This window comes from Iodidimonas gelatinilytica, assembly GCF_008579125.1.
Classification (GTDB): Bacteria; Pseudomonadota; Alphaproteobacteria; order Sphingomonadales; family Rhodothalassiaceae; genus Iodidimonas; species Iodidimonas muriae.
This window is the reverse complement of sequence record NZ_BKCL01000010.1, coordinates 24021-46831: the sequence shown is the minus strand read 5'-3', so window position 1 is coordinate 46831 and position 22811 is coordinate 24021. Positions and strand designations below refer to the sequence as shown.

The window sequence follows — 22811 nt, the reverse complement described above, 5'->3', positions numbered from 1 at the left end:
CGGCAAGCGTTCAGATACGGGTGCAGACCGTCCGCAATTCGGAATAAAAATCGAGCGAAGCCGCGCCGCCTTCGCGCCCGATGCCCGATGATTTCATGCCGCCAAACGGCGTGCGCAGATCACGGATCATCCAGCTATTGACCCACAAAGCCCCCACCCGACGGCGGGCCGCCACCCGATGGGCGCGGCTAAGATCGCGGGTCCACAAAGTGCCCGCAAGGCCATAGGGAGAATCATTGGCCAAAGCGATGGCTTCATCTTCCTCGTCAAAGGGCATGATATGGGTAACCGGACCAAACACCTCTTCTTGTACCGGGATGCTGCTTTGCGCCAGTCCGGTCCAGACGGTGGGTTCGACCCATGCCCCATCGGCAAAGGGGGCCGCAAGATCGGGGATCTTGCCACCGGCATGAACCGTGGCCCCCGCATCGGTCGCCGCTTTGAAATAATGCAATACTTTTTCGCGGTGCCCATGGCTGCTGAGCGGCCCCATGCGCGTGTTTTTATCCATCGGATCGCCAATGCTATAGGCTTTGGCAGCCCTGGTCATACCCTCGACCACCTGATCGAAGATCGCACGTTCCACATAAAGCCGTTCATTGCCCAAACAGATCTGGCCACAATTATGAAAAGCCGACATGGCCTCGGTGCGGATCGCCGCTTCGATATCGCAATCGGCAAACAGGATTCCGGCATTCTTGCCACCCAGCTCCAACGAAATATCCCGCGTGCCTTTGGCCGCTGCCGTCATGATCGCTTCGCCGGTGCGGGTTTCACCGGTGAAGGTGATGGCATCCACATCCGGATGAGCGGTAAGATATTCCCCGGCAGACCCCGGCCCAAAGCCTTGCACCACATTATAAACGCCTTTGGGAATACCGGCGTCGTTCATCACCTCACCCAGCAAAGATGCCGTGGCCGGTGTTTCCTCTGACGGTTTTACCACCACCGCATTGCCGCAGATCAGCGCCGGTGCCACCTTCCATGTCATCAGGATCATCGGCAAATTCCACGGGCAAATGGCCGCCACCACGCCTTTGGGTGCGCGCTGGACCACATTGATGGCCCGTTGCCCTTCAGGAAGGCGGGTTTCAAAACTTTCGGTGGGAGTCATGCGTCCCACTTCGGCAAAGGTGCGGAACTGATCGGCAGCGCGGGGAATTTCCCCCATCTTGGTGGGCATCAAGGGCTTTCCGGTATCAGCCATCTCGGCGGCGACAAACTCATCGAGCCGCGCCATGATCCCGTCCGCCACCCGATGCAGCGCATCGGCGCGATCTTCCATGGTGCTGTGGCCCCAGGAGCCGTCCATCGCTGTTCTGGCCGCCCGAACGGCATCGGCCACATCGTCTTCCCCCGCTTCGCTGACAATAGCCACACGTTCGCCGGTTGCGGGATTGATGTCGTCGAAATGCCGCGCGCTATCACGATAGGCACCATTGATGAAGTTCAGGATTCTGCGGGGGGCTGTCATGGAATATCTCCTACAATGATCACATCAATCCCATGGCGGTTGGCAACCATGTCACCAACACCGGAATCAGCGTTAAAATGAGAATACGGGTCAAATCGGCAAGGAAGAACGGCACGATGCCTTTGAAGATGGTGCCAATGGGAATATGAGGCGCCAAGCCGTGCAGCACAAACACATTCATGCCGATGGGCGGCGTGATCATGCCAAGGCCAGATACCATTACCAGCATCACACCCCACCAGATGGATCATAGCCCAAAAGCAAAATGATCGGCAAAACGAAGGGGAGCGTCACCACCATGGCCGCCACCGATTCAAACACCGCCCCCAGCACGATATACATAAGATACAGCGCCAGAATCACGACGATGGGCGGCACATCCAATCCGCCAATCCAGCCAACGATTTCTTGTGGAAGACCCGACAAGGCCAAAAAATAGCTGAAGCTGAAGGCACCGATGATGATCAGATAAATCATGCCGGAATTGACGGCGGTTTCATAGGCCACCTGCTTGAACACCGCAAAGCTCAGCCGCCCGCGCACCCATGTCAGGACAAAGGCCGCCACAGCCCCCAGAGCCGCGGCTTCCGTCACCGTAACGATGCCGCCATAAATTCCCAAAGTGACCATAAGCCCCAGCAGCAAAACGGCCCAGGCCTGACGCAAGGCTTGCCATCGCTGGCGCCCCGAGCTGCGTTCCTGGGCGGGCACCGCTTGCGGATAAAGCCGGGCATAAACCCAAACAGCCATAAGCTGGAACGCCACCGCCAAAATGCCGGGAACGATGGCGGCAGCAAACATCGCCAGCACAAATTCATCGGCCAGAACCGCATAAATCACGATGATCAGGGACGGCGGGATCACAATGCCCAAAGTGCCCCCCGCAGCAATGGAGCCTGCGGCAAAAGAAGGGCGATAGCCGCGTTCGATCATTTGCGGCAAGGCCACGCGGGTCATGGTGGCAACCGTTGCAATGGATGATCCGCATACCGCGCCAAAGGCCCCGCATCCGGTGACGGTGGCCACCGCCAGTCCGCCGCGTCGATGGCCAATAAAGGCGTTCACCAGATTATAAAGATCCGCCGATAATCCCGACATGGCCGCCAAACTGCCCATCAGCAAAAACAACGGGATAATTGCCAGATCTAGGCTTTTCAAAGCTGAAGCGGCTTCAATCCCCGGAATTGCCAAGGCCGGATCAAGCCCGCCAGAAGCGCAAAGCCCACCACCCCCGCAATTCCCATGGCCGGGCCGATCGGCACATGCAACAGGATCAGGACAAACAATAACACAACGCCAAACAGGGCGATCAAGATTGGGGTCACATGCCTTCCCTTTTGCTATAGACCGCTTGCATAAGGGCGCATAAATTGCTCATGCCCTGTACCAGAAGGGTAACACCGAGAAGCCCTGTCGCCATCAGAGCCGCAGGCCGTTTGGGCAGTTCAACGATCACCGTATGTTGCGTTCCCAGATCCAGCGCATAAAGCCCATAGTGCCACACCAGCACCGCGAAAAAGGCCGTGGTCAGGGTTTGTCCGAAAGCATCAAGCCATAAATGCGCCTTCTGGCCCATGGCACGACCTATAAAACCGATGGTGATATTGCCCCGCCGGGCCATCAAAAGCGGCAAGAAGCAGCTTAATGTCACAGCGATCAACAAGCCGTTTGCATCTTCAAGCCCATGCACCGGTGTGCTCAACACCCAACGCGCCAAAGCATCAATGGTGATGGAAACCCCTTGGACCAGCAGCAGGACAAGCCCCACCACCGCCAAGCCCTTGGCCATGTGATAAACCCGTTTTTCCAACCTCATCAACATTATGAGGCCTCCTTTTCACGGGCGATATCCGCAAGATGGCCCGCAAATCCTCGATCAAGGCCAGACGCTTGGCATCCTCCCCGCCCCAATCCACCGCCATCCGCGCAAAGGCATCGTAAAAGCGCTGCGCCTCTTGCGCGCTTGGCTCATAAAAATGATGGTCGGGGCTTGCCTCCATCCGGGCAACCGCTTGATCGGCTTCTTTCATCATGGCGCGGGTAAAGGCCAAAGACAGCGCCTCGCCACTTTCCGCATTGATGATGTCCTGCACCTCTTTTGGCAGACTTTCATAGCGCTGCTTGTTCATCACCAAAGCCGAAGGCTGAATGCCAAGGGCTGGCGCACATGGGTGCGGGTGGTGCGCTCGATACCGGTGGCGCGGGTGCCATGCCAGCTGAACAAGGTGCCGTCGATCATGTTGCGGCTCAGGCTTTCCGCCACCTGGGTCGCGGTAATCCCGCCCACAGCGGTGCCGCCCACCGCCCCGACAATACGGGCCTGTGCAGCATTGGCCACCCGGATCTTACGGTTGGAAAGCCCATCCAGCGTATCGAGATCAAAGGCCAGATGCAGAAAATTGGCGGGCGAAACCGACAAAGCCAAAGGATGCACATCCGAAAGGCCATCCAGCAATCCGCGCGTATAAAGCCGCCAGAAAGCCTGTGTCAGATCCTCTGGATCATCGGATAAATAAGGAATTTCCAGCAAAGGAACAGCGGGCAACCGCCCCGCCACATAGCCCGTCGGGAACCATGTGATGTCGCTCACCCCGGCGGTCAGCAACCGTAATTGCATTTCCCCGTCGCGGCCCAAAGACCCGCCGGCCATGAGTTTGATTTCATAGCCATATTCGGCCAAGCGTTCATTGACCCGCGCCACCCAGGGCTTGACCACATCGCGCACATGCACAACCCGGTCGGGAACAAAAATGCCCAAGCGCAAAAGATGGGGCTCTTGCGCCTGGGCGCCCCTTGCTGGACTGGCCAGCAAGAACCAGCAAACCAGACATGCGCGAAAACCAAGCGCTACCATATGAGCTGTCACGCGCATGTCCACCCTATATTCAGGCCACGTGTTTCTGGGGGGCAGGTTTTTTATGGATCGCCGTGCCGGGGTGAAAATCAGACCAAACATACCAGAAAATCTTGTTATAATGCGGAATAGGCGTCAAGCGTTTGCCTTTCAGATCCCCATCGACACACATGCCGGTGCGCGTCCACCGGGATTTTGTCTGGCTGTCTTGCAAATGCCCGTCGTCCCCCTCCAGACGAAAATCCAGAGTCTGGCCATCAACGGTCCGGTCATAGGCCTGAACATAATCAGCCACAGCATCCGATAAGACCAACAGGGATACACCGCCCAATTCATCATGGATCAGGCGTTCGGCTTTGCAAATATCCAACGGATAGGCTTTGCTGCTTTTGCCTACCTGAATGCCCAGAACCATTTCTTTCAAGGACAAGCGGTCGTCTTTTTCATTTTGTAAGGGATAGACCATCACCGGGCTTTTGGGATCGATCACATCCGCGCGGGCCAGCAGTTTCAGGTAAAAAATATCCCGCCATTCAATATTGCGCATCCACACGCGGCTATCGGGATAAAGCTGTGCCCATGTTTCCAGCCGCATGGCAAGGGTGGGAAGGGTATCCAGCGGCAGGCTGCCATCCAGCGACCGGTTCTGGATCTGGATCACCGAACATTGGTTGGATTTATCATAGAACACCATATTGTTGGCCAGTGCCGCTGTGATAGTGATGTCCGGCTGCTTGAACCTGTCACGCAGGGCATAAGCCATAGAGCTATGCGCCAGAATACAGTGGGTCATAATGAAGGGATGGTTGCCTTCGGGCTGATACACAATATGTGGCCGCCGCGCCAACCGGGCAACGAAGGCCCAGGGTTTACCGGCGCCATCGATCACGCCCACCACTTCTTCATCGCCACCAAAGCGCTTGAGCGCCTCTTGTGTGGAAATAAAAATGGGTTTGCGCACCGGGCGAAACATCAGCTTGGTGTGCATGAAAAAGCCAAACACCAAGATCCCGACATAAAGAGCCATCGCGGCCATGAAGCCATAGCTCGTGAATGCCCCATCCTGTAAGGCGGTGACACCGGCCCCGATGGCCAAAGCAAGGGAGGCCAGAAAGACCCAGAAGGATTTGCCGTAGATATAGCGTGCACCGGATTCCGAAACGGCAATCTTGTTGGTCAGCATCAAGATTCCCAAGGTGCCGGGCAAGACCGCTACCGCACAAAAAAGAACGGCAAGAGCTGCCAGTATAAGCGAAACACTCATCACATCACCTTATAACCTGTGGAACAAAACGGAGGCGGCGCCTGCTCTTGGTCACCGCCCCTTTCAGGCTCGATCAAAAATGATAGCCAATGCTGAACCCAAAGGTTCTGGGTGGATGGTAATTGGCACCGATCACTTCCGCTGTGGCCAGATCGAAGGTGGCCGATTTGCGCAGTTGATCGGTCAGGTTTTTGCCCCAGAATTCAGCGCTGATTTTGCCATCTCCGGATTCATAACGAATGGAGGCATCCAGCGTGGCGAACTTGTCTTCACTTTGAATATCGTCGTTGAATTCCGTGAAGAAGGTTTCGCCGCGATAGGAAACAGACCCCACCAGCGTCATCGTGCCGTCATAAGGCAAGGTGCCGACGAACAGATCATATTGCGCACTGAAATTCCCCGCCCATTTCGGTGAATTACGGGTGCGGTTTCCAGCCAGATCCAGCTCCGTGGGGTTGAAGTTCTCGTAATTGGGATTGTTGCGTGGATCAATGGGATTGGCCGACACGAAATCGCTAAAGGTGGAATCCAGATAGGCCACAGCACCATTGACCCGGAAGCGCGGCGTGATATGGGCCGACAGATCCAGCTCTACCCCATGCGCCGACATTTCCGCGGCATTTTCAAACACGATACGGAAACCCACAGACGGATCGGGGAAGGTGCGATTCACTTGCAGATTGGTCAGGTCATAAAAGAAGCCCGACATATTGGCCTGGATACGGCCATCCAGCCAGCTGGATTTCAGGCCGAATTCATGGTTCTTGATGGTTTCCGGCTCTAAAATCGTGCGGCTGCCCGCATTGTTTTCCGGCGATCCTGCCTTAAAGCCTTCGGAATAGGTATAATAAAGCATCATATTGGGCATGGCTTGCCATTCCAAACCCACTTCCGGCGTAAACTCCTCGAAGGTCCGCTTGATAAAGGTCTGCTCAGCAGTGAAGCGCATGACCGGACCGGCCCCAAGCCCCAAAATGATATTAGCGGCATTGGTGGAATCCACCGTTTCTCTGGTATAGCGCCCGCCCAGCTTCAGCCGAACCGTCTCCAGCGCGTCGACAAATTCGCCCAATTGCACCGTTGCCTGACCGAAAATAGCCCACGCATCGGAATTCAGTTGGGAATCGATACAGACGCGCTTGGGTTCAGGTATCTCTTGCAGGTCTTCGACGAGCTTCAAGGTATTGCAGGTGGCATGGGCCTCCAGCGGTGTCAGATTGGGGAGCACGCCACCCCCCGGAGGAGGAGGAGGGCCTAAGAATGTCAGCCGGTTGGTGAAGGCATCCAGATTGCCCGGGCTGCCAAAATTCGGCTCCAGCCCAACGGTATTGGTGGGGCTTTGCTGTTCGTTGAAATAGAAAAAGCCGACAACCCCGTCCAGCCAAGAGGTGGAAACAGTGGCCTGCAATTCCGTCGTCCATTGATCGGAAGAAAGATCACGCCGTTGAAAGGTGTTCCCGGTGCCGGTGGTGCTCAGATCGGCAACAATGGCGGAAATCCCGAGATCCTGCGTGAACGACCCTTCGAAATTGCGGAAACTGGTCAGGCTCTTGAGGCTGATCATGTCATTAACGAACCAGTTCAGCTCTGTGGAAACCGACCAGCCTTCCATTTCCGTGGCCGGGTCGAAGCGCCCGGCAAGATCGCGGGGCTTTGTGGCAAAACCACCACGCACAGGCGAACGCAGAGCGGGGATATCGGGGAAGGTTTCCCGAATGAATTTCAAAGATCCCGAAGCATCATCCTGGCGGAACCAATCGGCGGTCAGGCGGGCATCCACATTTTCAGAAATCAGGAAATCCAGATGCATCCGCGCCATTTTGCGGTTGAGATCATCCACATCATTGCCGGTAACCGGATTTTCACCAAAGCCGTTGCGGTTTTCGGTCTTATAGCAACACGCCCCAGGATATTGTCGGTAATGGCCCCGCCAAGGGCGCCTTCGGTGGTCAATTGACCAAATTTACCGATGGTGGCCCGCACATAGCCATCCACCTCTTCCGTGGGCTTTGCGGTGATGAAATTGATCGAACCGCCAACCGCATTCCGCCCATAAAGCGAGCCTTGCGGGCCGCGCACCACTTCCACCCGTTGCAAATCGAACATCGAGAAGGTCTGCGCTTCAGGGCGGCCGACCACCACCCCGTCCACATGCACCGCAACCGATCCTTGCACACCGGATGTGGATGTATTCACCCCCACACCGCGAATGAATAATTTCGCTGCGCGCATATCCTGACCCATGGTGATGCTGGGCATCATGAACTGGATGTCTTCAATGGTGCTGATCTGCTGCTTTTGCAGTTCCTCCATCCCCATCGTTGATACGGACGTACTGATATCCTGCAAAGATTGCTCGCGCCGTGTGGCGGTGACCAGAATTTCTTCCAGTTCGAAAACCGTGGCGCTTTGCGCCTCATCGCTTTCCTGCGCCAAAGCAGATGATCCGGACGCGCTGATCATAATTGCAATGGGCGCCACAGCGGACAATAATCTGGAAGCAGACGGAACACGCATTCTCTTTTCTCCCCTTTGCCGACTTTTTGCTGCCAGCATACGCCTTTTCGGCATGATATTTTCGTTGCAAGTTCAACGATAATGCCTGCGATCAATTTGTCAATCTTTCTTGTAATTTGTCCTTATAGACAAATTTTCTAGAAAAATTCCTTTCAAATCAAATAATTAAAATAAATCTCCTTTATAATATTCTTTTATTTTCCTTGCAACACAAAGGTTGTTTATTTTTTTCCAGTTGCAGATGAAACACATAAATTGGATAAGTAAGGATGGAGAAAAGCAGATCTGAAGACGGCTCATGGCAACCGCAGCAGAAATGAGATCTCGATGAAGATAAAGAAATCACTGCTCGATCCCTTACCGGAGGTCCCGAAACCTCGCGAAAAAACGGACCTCCCGCACCATCTTCCCTATCAGCTTGTGCATGTCTCGGCCCTGCTGTCTTTGGGGGTCAGCCGCCTGTTTCAAACAAAATTCAATCTTGGTATCCGGGAATGGCGGGTTCTTGCTATTCTTGGCCATTATGGCCCCTCAAGCGCTGCCGATCTTGTGGGCCGCGCCGCTTTCGATAAAGCCACCGTTTCCCGCGCCATAAAACGTCTGGAAACCGATGGCATGGTCGGTCGCTGCCCGCACCCCACCGATGCACGCAGGCAATTGATTTATCTTACGGAAAAAGGCGTCGAGCTGCATGACCGGATTGCCCCCCTCTCCATCATGCGCAAGCGCATTGTCGAATCCGCGCTTACGGAAAAAGAGCGCGAAAGCCTGCAAATCATTCTGGAAAAGCTGCGCGGCCAACTTGAATGGCTTAATCAGGAAGAAGGAGGCGATATGAACAATACCGACCGCTAAACACCCGCCATTGCATCATCAACACACCAAATGCATGGGTAAGAATTGCACATGCAACAAAATTACCCTGCCAGATACTTTAAAATGCATCCGGCTGTTGTTCGGGAGCGGCCCGTGCAAAGGCGTCCAATGTTTGCAAATGGGCATCCACTTTAATCAAGGTGGGATAAGCGGACAGATCGGTATTGAAACGCCGGGCGTTCCACATCTGCGGCACAAGGCAAATATCCGCCAATGTGGGCTGATCGCCAAAGCAATAGCGGCCATTGGAATGGCGGGCCACCAGCGGCTCCAGCGCATCGAACCCTTCCTGCACCCAATGGCGATACCAATCATCCACCACCGCCTGATCATGGCCCAGCGGGTTTTTAAGATATTTCAAGATACGCAGATTGTTGATCGGATGAATTTCGCAGGCAATCACCTGCGCCATGGCCCGCACCAAAGCCCTTCCGGCGGCATCTTTGGGCAGGAAGGATGGGCCGGACCGGGTTTCATCCAGATACTCGATGATTGCCAAGGACTGGGTCAGCACCAAGCCATCATCCTCCTCAAGCGCCGGAACCAACCCTTGCGGATTGGCTGCCAGATAAGCGGCGTCCCTTTGCTCTCCCTTTGGCAAATGCACAAAGGCCGGTTCCCAGTCCACCCCCTTGAGATTAAGGGCAATGCGCACCCGATAAGACGATGAACTGCGGAAATAGGTATAAAGCTTCATGGCTTAGTCCTTCTGTGCAATCTGGTAGCAACGGGCCAACAAGCTGGCAGTGCGCGCCATATCCTCGATATTGGAAAACATCGGCACCTGTGCAGCTTCCATTGCATCAAACCACGCCCGGCCATGCTCCAATGTGCCCATCATGGAATGCAGCAATGGCCGTTTGGCTGTTTTGGCAAGGGCCGATAATCGCTCGATCACCGGCGTCGCATCAACCATGAACGGCACCACATGAATCATCAAGATCACATCAAAAGCATCGGCATGATCCAAAGCCGCTTCAAGGCTAAGGCCAAAGCGATCTTCACGGGCATCGGCCAATAAATCCAAAGGATTGCGCACCGAGGCTTCCGGCGGCAAATCGGCCTTGAGGCGGGCTGCCAAAGCAGCAGGCAAATCCACCAGATCCAATCCGCCAAGGGTGGCTTCGTCTGCCGCCAGAACCCCCGGCCCACCGGAATTGGACAGGATCAGGGCGCGCTTGCCAAAGCCCTTGGGGAAAAAGCCCAGCCCTTTGGCTGCCAGGTGCAAATCGCGCAAGGATCGCGCCCGCACGATGCCAGCCTTGCAGCACAAATCCTCGATGGCCGCATCGCTGTCGGCGCTGGCACCGGTATGCGCACGGGCCGCCGCCAGCCCATTTTCCGTCCGTCCCGGAATCAGCGCAATAATGGCTTGGTTTTGGAGAGCTTTTGCGCCGTTTCGGCCAAGGCTTCCATATCCCGCGCCGATTCCAAATACAGCAAGATAGCCGAGATATCTGGATCTTTCCCCAGATGAACCAGATGGTCTTCCACCCCCAGATGCATGGAATTTCCCACGGAAACCACCGTGCCAATGGGGATGTTCTGTATTTGCGCATGGGCGATGACCTCTTCCGCCAAAGCCCCCGATTGCGACACAAAGGCAAGGGGGCCACCGGGCGGCAGATCCCGAAAGAATGTGGCCGCCAAACGGCTTTCCTTACCCAGATGAATAATGCCGCCACAATTCGGCCCGGCAATGATCAGGCCCTTTTCCCGCGCCAGATCATCAAGGATTGCCTGCCGCGCTTGCCCGTCTTCACCGGCTTCCTGAAAGCCGCCGGGCAAGATCAGGATATGTCGGTGGCCTGTGTCCGCGGCTTCACGCACGGCATCCACAATGAAATCGGGACGAATGGCGATCACCACCAGATCCACTGGCGCATCCAGTGCCCGTAAAGACGGCAAAGCCTCGATACCCAATAACGTGCCGCCCTTGGGGTTCACCGGGACCAGCTTTCCCTTATATCCCGCTTTCTGCATCATATGCAGCACCGCCCCGCCGGAGCTTGTGGGGCGGGCGCTGGCCCCCACCACCGCAACGGATCGGGGCGCGAAAAACGGCGTCAGGTCGGAAGGATTGGACTGTGCGGACATGCCGCCCCCTTATAAAATACGGGTGGACAATTCACCCACGCCATCGATTCCACCGGTCATCACATCCCCCGATTGCACGGGGCCAACCCCTGCGGGCGTCCCTGTGAAAATCAGATCGCCGGGCTGTAATTTGAACAGGCCCGAAAGGATCGACACCGTTTCCGCCACATTCCAGATCAAATGGGAAATATCGGCATCTTGCTTGATGGTATCATTCACCGAAATCCAGATCCGCCCTGTCTCGGGGTGCCCAATATCCGATACCCGACGAATGGCGGACATAGGCGCGGATTTATCAAAGGCTTTGCCCGTATCCCATGGGCGTCCTTTTTCACGGGCTTCAAGCTGAAGATCACGACGGGTCAGATCATTGCCCACGGCATAGCCGAAAATATGATCCAATGCCTGTTCGACCGGGATATTCTCGCCAGCCTTGCCAATCGCCACCACCAATTCGATTTCATGATGGAAATTGGCCGTTTTCGGCGGATAAGGCACCGATGCGCCATTAGGCACCACCGCATCCGCCGGTTTGGTGAAAAAGAAAGGCAAATCGCGGTTTGGGTCCATACCCATTTCGCGGGCATGGGCGGCATAATTGCGGCCAACGCAATAAATGCGGTGTACGGGGAAGCGCTCCAGAGTGCCTAAAACTTCAACACTGGCGTAGGGGCCGGGGGAAAAACATAAGACATGGCGTACCTTTACCGAATTTACGAAGGGACAAATCAAAAAACAAAGAGCGTGTTCACGGCCATGGAAAGCGGCCAGCGGCCCGCTTCAAACAGCCGGAATTTGCACAGAAATGGCTGGTCTGTTGGCGGCGGGGAAGACCCCATCGCCAAGGGCTTTTGCAATCGGCACAAGGCCATCTGATAGCAGCTTTGCGATGCCGATCCTGCCGCCGCCCGGATCAAGCCCTGATCTGCAACACCACCTCGCGCCGCCGCCACCGCCGCCGGACCATGCAGCAACCGGGTGGCCGCATCGGTCACCTCGGACAACAGATGCAACAGCACCGTTTCTCCCAAATGATCGGCGGCTTGCCGATAAAGATCCATTTGCAACTGATGCTCTTTTTGCCACCAGTCTTGCGCCCAATCGGCGCGCTGGATCGCCTCCCGTGCCGCCGCCCAATCGCTTTGCCATTGTATCCGGGCGGTGCTGAATCCCAGCCCGTCCACATAGCTGCGGGCTTCTTTCTGCTCGTCATCGGTGGCGGGTTCCCCCACAGCCGCGAACCATGAAGCGCTGTCTATATCCTCGATCAACCGCGCGATGGCCGCAGCCGCATCTTGGGGCGCATTGCTATAGGAATGGTCCGTCATGTTTGCAACTCTTCAAAGCGGTCTTCACGCCACAGCCCCAGTTTTTGCTGGATACCCCGATCAGAATAGCTGAACAGCACCGCATCTTCAGCCGGATGATGGGTTACCTTTGTCCAGGTGGGCAGCACAAACAGATCATTGGGGCCCAATCAAAACGCTGGTCACCGATCATCGAATGACCCCGTCCTTCCACCACCACGAACACCGTACTGTCTGTGCTGCGATAAGGATGGGTGTCAAAGTCTCTCGGCAGAAGCTGCAAAAATGTAGCGATGGTGGGCATGGCAAAATCGCCGGTGGCGGGATGCACATATTTTTGCTTGATGCCATGGCAGGCGTCATAGACATCCGCCACGCGCAATTGCTCCAAAGCGGCCCGGCTACGGGCATAGGGATAGTTGAAAATGGGCGAGGTGGAATAGGCGCTTGCCTCATAATCCACCGGCAAAAGCCCGCTACCAAAACGCGCCGGAGCATCTTGTGCGGGCTTTGTCACCGCTTGGCGATCCGCTTCTCCGGGCTCGGAGAAGCCCACATTCATGAACGACACCAAGGGAATATCAAGGCCATCCAGCCAAATCATGGGAACGTCACTATCATTCCCATGATCGTGCCACGCCCAATTGGGGGTAATGACGAAATCCCCACGCTCCATGAAGGTGCGTTCGCCATTGACCGCCGTGAACGCACCGGAGCCTTCCAAAACAAAGCGCAAGGCCGATTGGGTATGCCTGTGGGCCGGCGCCACATCGCCGGGCAGCACAAGCTGGATGGCCGCATAAAGGGTCGGCGTGATGCGCGATTCACCCGGCCATGCGGGGTTTTCCAGAATCAGGGCACGACGCTCGGCTTCCTTGGCGGTGATCAGCTCTCCCGCCTCCATCAATGTGCGGCGGATATCGGCATAGGCCCATGAAGCCGCCATCTGGTCCCGGCGCGGAGCCCGCGGCACCAGATCGTGCAGCACCGTCCACAAGGCCGACATATTGCGGTCTTTCAACCGGTGATAAAATGCCGACCGCGCCGCTTCCAGATCATTGCCCGCATCCGATATCGTCATCACCTACGCTCCCCAGACCCTATTCAAACGACATTTTGCGCCTTAAAGCCGCTTAGGCCGCATCCGGGACATCCGGTAAGGTCAGCCCCAATTCATCCACAAGCTCTTGGGCGCGTGAAAGATAATCTGCACGCATATCTTCATTGGTGCGCAGCTTGATGCCCCATTTGCGGAACATTTCGTTGTTTTTCGATTTTGACCGTCCGAAAAAGCCCGGAAGAATAGGGAAATAGTCGTTAATTGCCTGCTGGATAGCGGCTTTTCCTTCCGGCGTGCGGATCATTTCCGATGTGAATTCCTTACCAAAATCCGCATGGAATTTTTCCTCCGGCATGGTGGCACGGGCTAGATTGCGCAAAGGATGGAAGGTGCAATGCAACAAATCTTCCACCTGTAAAATCTCTGCCAGATCCGCAAGCAGCTTGATGACACAGAATTCTGCCCAGGATTTCAGCGGATACTCAAAGATCGACAAGGGCTTTTTGTCCCCGCCGGGAAGCAGGTCTTTCTCGGCAATGCCAAGGCGCAGCCCCAATTCCTTGAACCGCACATGATGGCCATATTCTTCCATGGCCACGCGGCAAGTCAGCCATTTGGCATAGGGTGTGGGGGCAAGGCTGATGGCCGGTTCATCAAATACCTGTGCGCCATAAAGCTCGTTGATGGCATGGCTGCGCACCAGTTTTTTAATAGCGGTCTTATATTCTTCGGGTTGGGCGTCAAAATCTTCAATGGTTTTAACTGCGGTCATTTCGGTTGTGCTCATGGCACCCTCCTTATGCAAGGGGATCGATATTGAAAGCCTCTAGGTCGGATTGCAGATCCACATAATGGTCGTTGAACAGACTTTGCGTGGCGTGAGCCAAAGACGGTTCATCCAACCCGTGCCCTTGGCAATGGCATGGGCTATGGGGCGCGGCTGGCTCATCAAAAACACATCGCGCCCCCTTACACCGATCAATTGACCGGTAACATTCCGCCCCAAATCGGATGCCAGCCAGGCGGCGGCCACCGCCACCGGTTTTGCCGGCAATTTCAACGCTCGGGCTTTATAGTCTTTCAGCAAATCAGTTACGGGCGGCAGACTTTCGGTAACGCGGGTGGCAGCAAAGGGCATGATGGCATTGGCGGTGATGCCCGCCCGCGCCAGTTCCAGCGCCCAAACGCGGCTAAGGCCCAAAAGCCCGGCCTTCGCCCCGGCATAAGACGATACGCCGTAATTTCCGTAAAATCCTGCCGACGAAACCATCGACAAAATGCGCCCGCCCGTGCGCCCTTCCTTGGCTTGCGCCCGCATCAAAGGGGTGGCTGCATTGGCCAGATACCATGCCGCCGATAAATTATTGCGGATCACGGCATCGAAATCTGCCGGATCACCTTTCCACACCATGGCATCACGCAGGATCGCGGCGTTGTTCACCAAAATATCGACACCGCCGAACTGCTCTTTCGCCAGCGCCACAGCGCCGGCTGCCGCATCAGGGCTTGCCATATCCTGCTCAAAGGCCACGGCCGCCGGGCCGATCTTTTCCGCAAGCGCCTGAGCCACCCCCGGTTCACGGGCCTTTCCATCAATAGAGGCCCCATTATCGGCAAGCACCAATTTCGCCCCAAGCGATGCAAAACGTTCGGCCACCGCACGCCCTATGCCGCGCCCGGCCCCGGTGATGATGGCGACTTTGCCCGCTAAAAGCAGGTCGGTCATGGCTTTGGCTCCTGTTGTTGGTCAGCGCTGGTGTAAAAAGCGTCTGCATGAATATCGGAAGGGGCGATCCCCAAGGATGGCAACAGGCGTTCAGCCGCCTCCACCATGGGCGGTGGCCCCGCCAGATAGGCGACAAAGCCTTCCAAAGACGGAAAATCCTGCGCCACAGCATCGGTCACCATACCGGTGCGATAGGGCGTGTCTCCCGATGGTTCGGAAAGAACCGGCGTATAATGGAACTGGTCGTTCCGGGCGCAAAGCGCTTCGAAATGATCGCTGAGATACAAATCCCGCGCATCACGCACCCCGAAATAGACATGCACCGGATCAGCCCAGCCCAATGCGGCGGCGCGATCAACGATGGATTGAACCGGCGACAGGCCAGACCCGCCAGCGATAGCCAAAATCGGCCCTTTTCGCCCTTCCCGCAGATAAGCCGTTCCACCCGGCCCCTTCACCCGCACAGGATCGCCCGGTTTCAAATGATTGGCCAGATAGGCGCTGGCCCGTCCACCCGGTATCACACGCACATAAAAAACCAGATGCTCCGCATCGGGTTGATTGGCCATGGACCAGCTTCTAGCTGGCAGGCCGGGCAAGGCCACGTCAGCAAACTGGCCAGCCGTAAAACGGAAAGGTGCGCCGGGCGGAATTGCCAGCTCCAAAGCCAGAATATCATGGGTTAACGGTTTGATGGACACCACATGGCAGGCCATATCCCGCGAAGGATGCACCACCTGATCATCTTCTTGCGCCAATTCAATGGCGCAATCGCTCCACGGTACGGCACGGCACGCCAGAATAAAGCCGCGGTCTTTTTCCGCATCGGTCAGCGCAAATTCGGAATAGGGCGACATTTCCACTTCGCCCGAAAGCAAGCGGCATTTGCAGGTGCCGCAATTCCCCGCACGACAGCTATGAGGAAAAGGACCGCCCTGAGCCAAGGCGGCATCAAGAATGGTGCGCCCCATCTCCACCGACAAAGCAGTATCATCACCTTTAATTGAAACCCGATAGGTCATCCAACGCCCCATTCTTCTTTCGCCCCGATAACCGCCCGCCAACAGAAGGCTCAAGACCATCCGGTGCGGCACGGGACAAAACCTGCGATTAGATTGTCACCTACCCTGACAATCGTCAAGTAATTGTATGGCTTCCAAACAAATTTAATTCGAGCCTCTTTCGCAGAAACTAAAAATAATCTTTTATAATCATAGATTTATTGAAAATCTTTGCGCCCGCGCCTCCCTCCAGTTCACAAATATTTGACTCCATCCACTTTCTCCCCGATGCCAGCGTGACAGCATTAAGATATCAATGTCTTATCCGTGCACCTCACCCCATGGTCATGGCCACGCGTCTTTGTGTTTTTTCCTGTGATCAGGAATTTTCTTGGCCTTTCTTAATTGTAAGGTATAATAACAAAAATTGCCTTCTTGTTTTCGCTATATTTCCAAGGACAGGCACCAAAAGACCCCTTTGAAAGAGAGCCGTCATGACATCAATCGAAGCCTCCAATCTTCCCCTTGCCTTCCCGGCAATAGGCATTGACGACCGTTTTTCCGGGATCACGCCAGGCAAAGGCCAAATCGCGGTCCGGTGTCTGTCCCGCGCCATGGACGGGATGCAAAAACAGGCTTTGGTCTGGGACAGTCTGTCAAAGACGGTATGGAGCCTTGCCTGCGATGAAGGGCCTTATCTCAATGGTACGGATCTGGCTCCCTTTCCGCTGGCCCATTTCAACACAGGGCTGGCATTCTCGCTTTATTGCGAAATCGAGGCATTGGCTGCAGCCCGCGGCGTGCAGCTTGGCGAGTTCACTCTTACCCTTGATACGCTTTATTCTATGGAAGGATCGGCCCTGAAAGGCACCATGACCGGTGGCGCCTTATCGCCCGTCGTCGACATCTCCGCAAAAACGGATCAGGACCGTCCAGCCCTGATGGATCTGGTGGTGGCCGCCATCGCAGGGTCTCCCGCTTTTGCCCTGATGCGCGATGTCTTCACATCGGAATTTACCCTGAAGCATAATGGGAAAGCACTGCCCCTGAACCGCGTGAAAGCGGTGGATGGGGACAGCCTTGCACGCCCCGGCGACAGTTTCGACCACATCCAGCGCGATATGACGGTGACAGCCGCAGAAGACATCATCACCAAGCTGGATAGCGCCCAATCCGTGTTCGGCGTGGAGGGCGGGGCAGGTTCCAGCCTTCAATCCGAACAAAAACGGCAATTACATATTCGCGGAATAGCCCATCGCCGCGCAGACGGTCTGTTGGAAAACAAAGTGCAATTGTTCAAGCCCATTGGCAGCGTGTTCCGCTTTTTGGGGGACAGCGCCCCCGGCTTGGGTGGCACAGGGCGCGCCCCTTCGGGCCTTGCATATCTGTCCGCAGGTCTGGCCTTTTGCTATATGACGCAAATCGGGCGCTTCGCCCATATCATGAAGCAGAATCTGGATCATTATAGTCTGGTGCAGGATACCGCTTTCAGCCTGCCCGGCGCATCCTCTGGCTCCATGACACCAGCCAGCGCGGAAACCGTGCGCACCCATGTGCATATCGATTCCAGTGAACCCGATGATGCCATCCAGAATCTTGTGGATATGGGCGAGCAAACCTGCTTCTTGCATGCGGCCTGCCGCACCGCGCTCAAGGCAAAAATCCGGATCAATGAACCGGCCTGAGCTGTTCATTCACCCCCTGTGAACCAGCCCGCACAGCCGTGGGATTTGGCGTGCCTTAGCCGAGGAATTTTTCCAACAGGCTCCGCAAACGCTCGAATTCGCTGGCCGTCAAACGCCGGGACACATCGGCCTCATGGGCGCGAATGGCGGGGATCAGGCGATCCACAAAGGCTTTGCCTGACTCCGACAATTCCAAAGAATAGGCGCGCCGATCTCCTTCCCGGCGATGGCGCGTTACAATCTGGCGCTTTAAAAGCCCCTCGATGGTTTGGCCCAATGTGGCCCGCTCCACCTCGACGGCGCGGGCAAGGCCCGATTGGCTAATGCCGGGATTGTCGCGGATCAGGATCAGCAAGCCCGCTTGCCCCGGCGTCACCTCAAAGCTCGCCAAAGACTCGCGGAAATGCTGGAACAACCGCACTTGCGCCAACCGCAGCCGAAAACCAAACAGGTCATCCAGGCTGGAAAAATCAACCTTTTGCGTTTTTGTGCGACGTTTCCTGGCCTGTAAATTGGCCTCCTTCGCCTGTGGATTGGCCGAAACTGTCATCACCCCTATCTCCCCTTTGGCAAGCCTTTCCGCTCCACCGTGCTTTGGACTTGTGACATCGCCGCCAAGCCCATATCGTAATTGTAAGGCAACAAGACAGAGAAGCCCATGACCGTGCCCCCGTCCGCATTTCAGGACCCGTTCTTGCTCGACCGCCTGCCTGCGCCATCATTGCAGCCTGATCTGCTCTATACCCTGCCAGAACTGTGCTTTCCAGCCCGATTGAACGCTGCTCAATTTTTAGTTGAGCGTGCGATGGAAAAGGCGGGCGCGCAGGCTATCTATTTCGGCGGCCCGATTCGGTGGACGGCGACCGAACTTGCCGATCAGGCCATGCGCTTTGCCCGGCTTCTAACAACCGATTATGGGCTTGTGCCGGGCCATCGCGTTTTGATCCGCGCCCCCAACAGCCCACTCTTCATGGTGGCCTTGCTGGGAACGATGCTTGCCGGCGGTGTGGCCCTTCCCAGTGCGCCGGCACTTGGCCATGAAGAATTGTCCCATATCTTGAAAACCGCGCGCCCCAATGTCGCATTTTGTACGCCGGACAGAGCAGATGCCCTTGCGCGTGCCGCCACCCTTACCGGCCACAGCCCTGTCCTGTGCCAAGCCGATGACAGCCTTTTGCACAGGCTTTCCCGATGCGAACCACAGGACCAGACGGTTCTGTGTTCGGCCGATGATCCGGCGTTGATCCTGTTTACCAGCGGCACCACCGGACGGGCAAAAGCGGTCGTCCATTCCCACAAAGCCCTGTGCGCGGTTACCGGCAGCTTCGGGGCGCATATTTATCGCGCACAGCCCGACGATCTGGTGATTGGCAGCCCATCTCTCGCCTTTGCTTATGGCCTTGGACTGTTATTTGCCTGCCCATTGGCCGCAGGGGCCAGTATCGCCCTTCAGGAAGAAAACCATCCCGCTGCGCTTTTGGATCACATGGCGCAGCTTGACCCAAGCATATTGGTAACCGTTCCCACCGCCTACCGCCGGATGCTGGCTTTGGGCCGGGACATTCCTTTGGGCCGCTTGCGCCGCTGCTTTTCCGCAGGGGAACCTTTATCGCCGGATCTGGCACAAGAATGGATGGCCCGCACCGGGCTTGCCATCATTGATGTTTTGGGGTCCACCGAAATGCTGGGGCCTTATATCACCACCGGAGAAGGCACTTATGCACCGGGCAGCATCGGGCGGGCAGTGCCGGGATATATGCTTAAAATCATTGACGACACGGGCGCCCAACTGGCACCGGGCGAAACCGGACGGCTTTTGGTACGCGGCCCGACAGGGGCCTGTTATCTCGATCCGGAAAATCAGGCGCAGGCTGTGCAGGACGGCTGGACGCTCAGCGGTGATCTGTGCCGCATGAATGCGGCGGGGGATGTCTGGTTCAAGGGCCGCTATGACGATCTGATTCTATCATCGGGCTATACCCTTTCCGCCATCGAGGTAGAGCAGGTTCTCGCCACCCACCCACAGGTGACAGATTGCGCCGTCATCGGCCTGCCCGATCCCGACCGCGGCCAGATCATTGCCGCCGTCATCGAGGTGCAGCGCCCTCTTGATGCCGAAGAACAAACCAGCCTCGGCGAGTCCCTGATCGCCCATATCAAGCAGCGCATCGCCCCTTATAAAGCGCCACGCCGTTTTGTTTTTGTCAAAGCCTTGCCCCGCACCGCATCGGGCAAGATCCGAAGGGCGGCGCTGCGATCAATGTTCGGTCAGGACATTCAGTAACGCCGGAGTGCCCGCTGCCACCTGAGCCAAAGCCCGCTCCAAAGCCTTGGGAAGCTCCAAAGGATCGCTGACCTCTTCCCCATAGCCACCGCAAGCGCGGACAATATCGTGAAAGGCAGGAGACGGGTCCAACGCCGTCATGGGCATCTGATTGGCCCGCATGGCATGGCCTGTGGGATAAACCGAAGCCGTGGCGGTTTTCACCGCATTCCAGCGGCGATTGTTGAACACGATGGTCAGGGTGGCAATCTTATGCGCCGCCGCCGCCTGATGACAGGCCACCGGATTAGCGAACATATAGCTGCCATCCCCCAGGGTACAGACCACCAAACGGTCCGGCTGCGCCAGCTTTACCCCCATCGAGGCAGGCAGCCCCCAGCCCAGACCGCCCGCATTGCTGGGGCCGAAAAAAGTGCCGGGCGTGGAGAACTGCATCACCGGACGGATACAGCCGATTTCATTAACGATGATGGCATCCGGCCCCTTCACCCGATCCAAACAGGCACTGACCCAAGCCGGAGACATGGTGGCGGGCGCTTGATCGCCCCCCAAAAGTGCCGTGCGGCGTTTTGCACGGGCGGCTTCATGGGCCTTTGTAAGGGCCGAGCGGCGAGCCGCCACCTCTGATTTCCGTGTGGCCGTTGCCCGTTCAAAGGCTTTTTGCAGCGCCGGCAAAGCCTGCGAAGGACGGCATTTGATGGTAATATCCGCAGGAAAACCGCGAATGGGAATATCGGCCGCCAAGGGATCCGCACCCATCTGGATCACCGGAGCATGCTGCGGCCAATCATGGCGGGCCGGAAGCCAAGGGGCTGGCGTCTCCAGCACCAGAATGGCGTCCACATCGGAAAAATCAGGCCCGAAATCAAAACCCGCCTGCATCGGATGCTCGGACGGCAGATTAAGATAATTGGCGCGATATTCGATCACCGGAATGGCCGCCGCTTCGGCAAAATCGGCCAAAGCCTTTACCGCTGCCGGCTCCCGTCCGGAACGGCTGGTGACAATCAATGGTCGTTTCGCATCCGAAAGGATTGCTGCAGCTTCTTCAATCGCCGCCTGATCCACACCCGTTTCCCGTGCCGGAGCGATGCGGGTTTTCTCGGTGGTTTGCAGGCCGTTCAAAGGAGTGCCCAGTGTTTCGCGCGGCATCCCCAGATAGATCGGCCCGCCCGGATCACCTTGCGCCAGGGCCATCGCCCGATCCACCACCGTTTCGATCTGGCAGCCGGTGCGCAATTCATAGTCCCAGACCACCGCTTCGCGCAGCATGCCCGCCTGATCGAACATTTCCTGCCCCCAATGGATCGACACATCGCGGCTGGAGGCATCGCCGCTTTCGGTGATAGGGGTGCGGCCTGCGCCAAAAAAGATCGGCACATTTTCGCGCTTGGCATTCAGCAAGGCACAAAGGCTATTGGCCAGCCCCACCGTCACATGCACCATGGCTGCCTGCATCCGTCCGCTGCCCAGATAATAGCCATGGGCCATAGACACCGCTGCATTTTCATGGGGCACGATGATCGGTGTGGGCAATGCCAGACCCGATTGCGATACACGGGCATAGGCTTCAATGATGGCGGGAAAATCCGTGCCGGCATTGGCAAACAGATAATCAATCCCCCGCGCCTTCATCAGCCCCAGCATCGCTTCCGCGACGGTTTCCGCAGCCAGTGTCATCGGTTTCTGGTCATTGCCTTTGCGCATTATTGTCCCCTGTTGCAAAAAGAGACTGTATGGTGACCTAACAATAAGATCGCCGCAAGGACTTTTTGCCGCAGAAGGGAACGCGCCTTCTTTTATTGGAACAGAGCGTTCAGATAGCTGGCAATACGAATCCCTCCCATAGACAACCGTGTTTTCACATGGGGCACATTTTCATAGCGATAGGTCCAGCTCAAATCTCCCGATTCGGGGTAGATCTGATCCCGCAAAGCCGCACTTTCCGCCATCCATATGTCGGGATCGGTGTTGGACCATTGGGCCACCTGTTCGGGGGTGATTTTGGAATCCAGCCACGCCGACAATTCGGAATAAGACAGCTTTTCAAAATCGATAAGGCCACTGTCCCACACGGAATGCAGATTGCTGTCTTTGCCAAACCATTTCAGCTTCACATCATTGCCGCCGCGATCCGTGCCATTGCCCACATGCAAAGGCTGATGCAGATCACCAATGATGTGCACGATAAACCGCAAGGCCAATTGCCGATCGGCCAAAGGCGCACTTTCATCCGTTACGGTGCGGGAAAACTGCTCCAAAGCGGTGATGGCATCCCCCCGGTCCGGAGCCCCGACGGCTTCGTAGCTTTTACCGTGCGGGACAGTCACATAATGCCATGAACTGGCGGTTTTTTGCCAGAAAGGATCGGGATTGGAGCGCATATCATCGGGCCAGGTGGCGGCTTCCGCCAATGTTTCCGGCCCCAAAAGATCGCGGATGGCCGCCTGCGCCTTTTCATTGAGATGGTTTTCGGCAATGGCTCCGGTGGTCCGATGGCCGATCGGCCCCCAGCCATAGGCCGGCCCAGCCATGGCCACACAAACCGTCAACACAGACAACAAGCGCATCGTGATCTCCCTTTATAAAAACCTGTCTTCTTTGATAATGCAGTTCCAAAGGAAGGCAAAGCCCGATGGAACTGCAAGAACACCGGCACGCATCAA

At 56.4% G+C, this 22811-nt stretch carries 20 protein-coding genes and 4 pseudogenes; 3 read left to right on the top strand and 21 right to left on the bottom strand.

The window, feature by feature from the left end; translation table 11 throughout:
- Positions 1-10: 10 nt before the first annotated feature.
- From JCM17844_RS11625 to JCM17844_RS11590, 9 genes and pseudogenes are all read right to left on the bottom strand, one after another.
- Positions 11-1474, bottom strand: a complete 1464-nt coding sequence (locus tag JCM17844_RS11625) for a 2-hydroxymuconic semialdehyde dehydrogenase (protein WP_150001112.1) — start codon at positions 1472-1474, stop codon at positions 11-13.
- 19 nt (positions 1475-1493) lie between these two features.
- A pseudogene (locus JCM17844_RS11620) lies at positions 1494-2590 on the bottom strand (TRAP transporter large permease).
- Positions 2591-2628: 38 nt separating this feature from the next.
- A complete protein-coding gene (locus tag JCM17844_RS15260) occupies positions 2629-2799 on the bottom strand; it encodes a hypothetical protein (protein WP_210431879.1) in 171 nt (56 codons plus the stop codon).
- Entirely contained in the window at positions 2796-3263 is a 468-nt protein-coding gene (locus tag JCM17844_RS11615; protein ID WP_210431878.1) for a TRAP transporter small permease, read from the bottom strand. Before JCM17844_RS11615 ends, JCM17844_RS15260 begins: the two co-directional genes overlap by 4 nt.
- Complete coding sequence (locus JCM17844_RS16755) at positions 3196-3603, bottom strand: type 2 periplasmic-binding domain-containing protein (RefSeq protein WP_150001110.1); 408 nt, start codon at positions 3601-3603, stop codon at positions 3196-3198. The genes JCM17844_RS11615 and JCM17844_RS16755 overlap by 68 nt, the downstream gene beginning before the upstream one ends.
- Positions 3603-4340 carry a type 2 periplasmic-binding domain-containing protein gene (locus JCM17844_RS16750; protein WP_210431877.1) on the bottom strand — a complete coding sequence of 246 codons (738 nt, stop codon included), beginning with the start codon at positions 4338-4340 and terminating at the stop codon, positions 3603-3605. The genes JCM17844_RS16755 and JCM17844_RS16750 overlap by 1 nt, the downstream gene beginning before the upstream one ends.
- A gap of 19 nt (positions 4341-4359) precedes the next feature.
- Positions 4360-5592, bottom strand: coding sequence for a DUF3179 domain-containing (seleno)protein (locus JCM17844_RS11600; protein WP_150001108.1), 1233 nt, complete (start codon positions 5590-5592; stop codon positions 4360-4362).
- Positions 5593-5665: 73 nt separating this feature from the next.
- Positions 5666-7432 carry a TonB-dependent receptor gene (locus JCM17844_RS11595; RefSeq protein WP_150001107.1) on the bottom strand — a complete coding sequence of 589 codons (1767 nt, stop codon included), beginning with the start codon at positions 7430-7432 and terminating at the stop codon, positions 5666-5668.
- Positions 7384-8109 (bottom strand): TonB-dependent receptor plug domain-containing protein, encoded by a 726-nt coding sequence (locus JCM17844_RS11590; protein ID WP_210431876.1) that lies wholly within the window; start codon positions 8107-8109, stop codon positions 7384-7386. The genes JCM17844_RS11595 and JCM17844_RS11590 overlap by 49 nt, the downstream gene beginning before the upstream one ends.
- A 327-nt stretch (positions 8110-8436) precedes the next feature.
- On the opposite strand from JCM17844_RS11590, the gene JCM17844_RS11585 reads away from it, so the two are divergent.
- Positions 8437-8964: a MarR family winged helix-turn-helix transcriptional regulator gene (locus tag JCM17844_RS11585; protein WP_150001105.1), complete on the top strand. Its 528-nt coding sequence runs from the start codon at positions 8437-8439 to the stop codon at positions 8962-8964.
- A gap of 79 nt (positions 8965-9043) precedes the next feature.
- Here JCM17844_RS11585 and maiA read toward each other — a convergent pair whose 3' ends face one another.
- The 9 genes and pseudogenes from maiA to JCM17844_RS11540 form a co-directional block, all read right to left on the bottom strand.
- Complete coding sequence (gene maiA / locus JCM17844_RS11580; protein WP_150001104.1) at positions 9044-9682, bottom strand: maleylacetoacetate isomerase; 639 nt, start codon at positions 9680-9682, stop codon at positions 9044-9046.
- A 3-nt stretch (positions 9683-9685) separates the two neighbouring features.
- The gene (locus tag JCM17844_RS11575) at positions 9686-10237 is read right to left on the bottom strand and encodes a hypothetical protein (RefSeq protein ID WP_235898994.1); all 552 of its coding nucleotides are present in this window, start codon (positions 10235-10237) and stop codon (positions 9686-9688) included.
- A gap of 18 nt (positions 10238-10255) precedes the next feature.
- Positions 10256-11082: pseudogene (locus JCM17844_RS11570) on the bottom strand (CoA-binding protein); the annotation flags it as partial.
- A gap of 9 nt (positions 11083-11091) precedes the next feature.
- Positions 11092-11777: pseudogene (locus JCM17844_RS11565) on the bottom strand (fumarylacetoacetate hydrolase family protein).
- A 33-nt stretch (positions 11778-11810) separates the two neighbouring features.
- Positions 11811-12410, bottom strand: a complete 600-nt coding sequence (locus JCM17844_RS11560) for a hypothetical protein (protein ID WP_150001101.1) — start codon at positions 12408-12410, stop codon at positions 11811-11813.
- Positions 12407-13470 (bottom strand): annotated as a pseudogene (gtdA, locus tag JCM17844_RS11555) (gentisate 1,2-dioxygenase). The gene JCM17844_RS11560 and the pseudogene gtdA overlap by 4 nt, the downstream one beginning before the upstream one ends.
- A 52-nt stretch (positions 13471-13522) precedes the next feature.
- The gene (locus JCM17844_RS11550) at positions 13523-14236 is read right to left on the bottom strand and encodes a Phenylacetic acid catabolic protein (protein WP_150001100.1); all 714 of its coding nucleotides are present in this window, start codon (positions 14234-14236) and stop codon (positions 13523-13525) included.
- A gap of 39 nt (positions 14237-14275) precedes the next feature.
- Positions 14276-15175, bottom strand: coding sequence for an SDR family NAD(P)-dependent oxidoreductase (locus tag JCM17844_RS11545; protein WP_150001099.1), 900 nt, complete (start codon positions 15173-15175; stop codon positions 14276-14278).
- The gene (locus JCM17844_RS11540; RefSeq protein ID WP_235898993.1) at positions 15172-16209 is read right to left on the bottom strand and encodes a 2Fe-2S iron-sulfur cluster-binding protein; all 1038 of its coding nucleotides are present in this window, start codon (positions 16207-16209) and stop codon (positions 15172-15174) included. Before JCM17844_RS11540 ends, JCM17844_RS11545 begins: the two co-directional genes overlap by 4 nt.
- Before the next feature lie 461 nt (positions 16210-16670).
- On the opposite strand from JCM17844_RS11540, the gene JCM17844_RS11535 reads away from it, so the two are divergent.
- The gene (locus JCM17844_RS11535; protein ID WP_150001097.1) at positions 16671-17861 is read left to right on the top strand and encodes an OsmC family protein; all 1191 of its coding nucleotides are present in this window, start codon (positions 16671-16673) and stop codon (positions 17859-17861) included.
- 55 nt (positions 17862-17916) lie between these two features.
- Here the strand turns inward: JCM17844_RS11535 and JCM17844_RS11530 are convergent, their stop codons facing one another.
- A complete protein-coding gene (locus JCM17844_RS11530; RefSeq protein WP_150001096.1) occupies positions 17917-18411 on the bottom strand; it encodes a MarR family winged helix-turn-helix transcriptional regulator in 495 nt (164 codons plus the stop codon).
- A gap of 108 nt (positions 18412-18519) precedes the next feature.
- On the opposite strand from JCM17844_RS11530, the gene JCM17844_RS11525 reads away from it, so the two are divergent.
- A complete protein-coding gene (locus JCM17844_RS11525) occupies positions 18520-20145 on the top strand; it encodes an acetate--CoA ligase (RefSeq protein ID WP_150001095.1) in 1626 nt (541 codons plus the stop codon).
- Here JCM17844_RS11525 and JCM17844_RS11520 read toward each other — a convergent pair.
- Together JCM17844_RS11520 and JCM17844_RS11515 are read right to left on the bottom strand one after the other, a co-directional pair.
- The gene (locus JCM17844_RS11520) at positions 20119-21852 is read right to left on the bottom strand and encodes a thiamine pyrophosphate-requiring protein (protein WP_150001094.1); all 1734 of its coding nucleotides are present in this window, start codon (positions 21850-21852) and stop codon (positions 20119-20121) included. The two genes, JCM17844_RS11525 and JCM17844_RS11520, sit on opposite strands and share 27 nt — an antisense overlap.
- A gap of 92 nt (positions 21853-21944) precedes the next feature.
- Positions 21945-22715 carry a S1/P1 nuclease gene (locus JCM17844_RS11515; protein WP_150001093.1) on the bottom strand — a complete coding sequence of 257 codons (771 nt, stop codon included), beginning with the start codon at positions 22713-22715 and terminating at the stop codon, positions 21945-21947.
- Positions 22716-22811 lie beyond the last annotated feature (96 nt).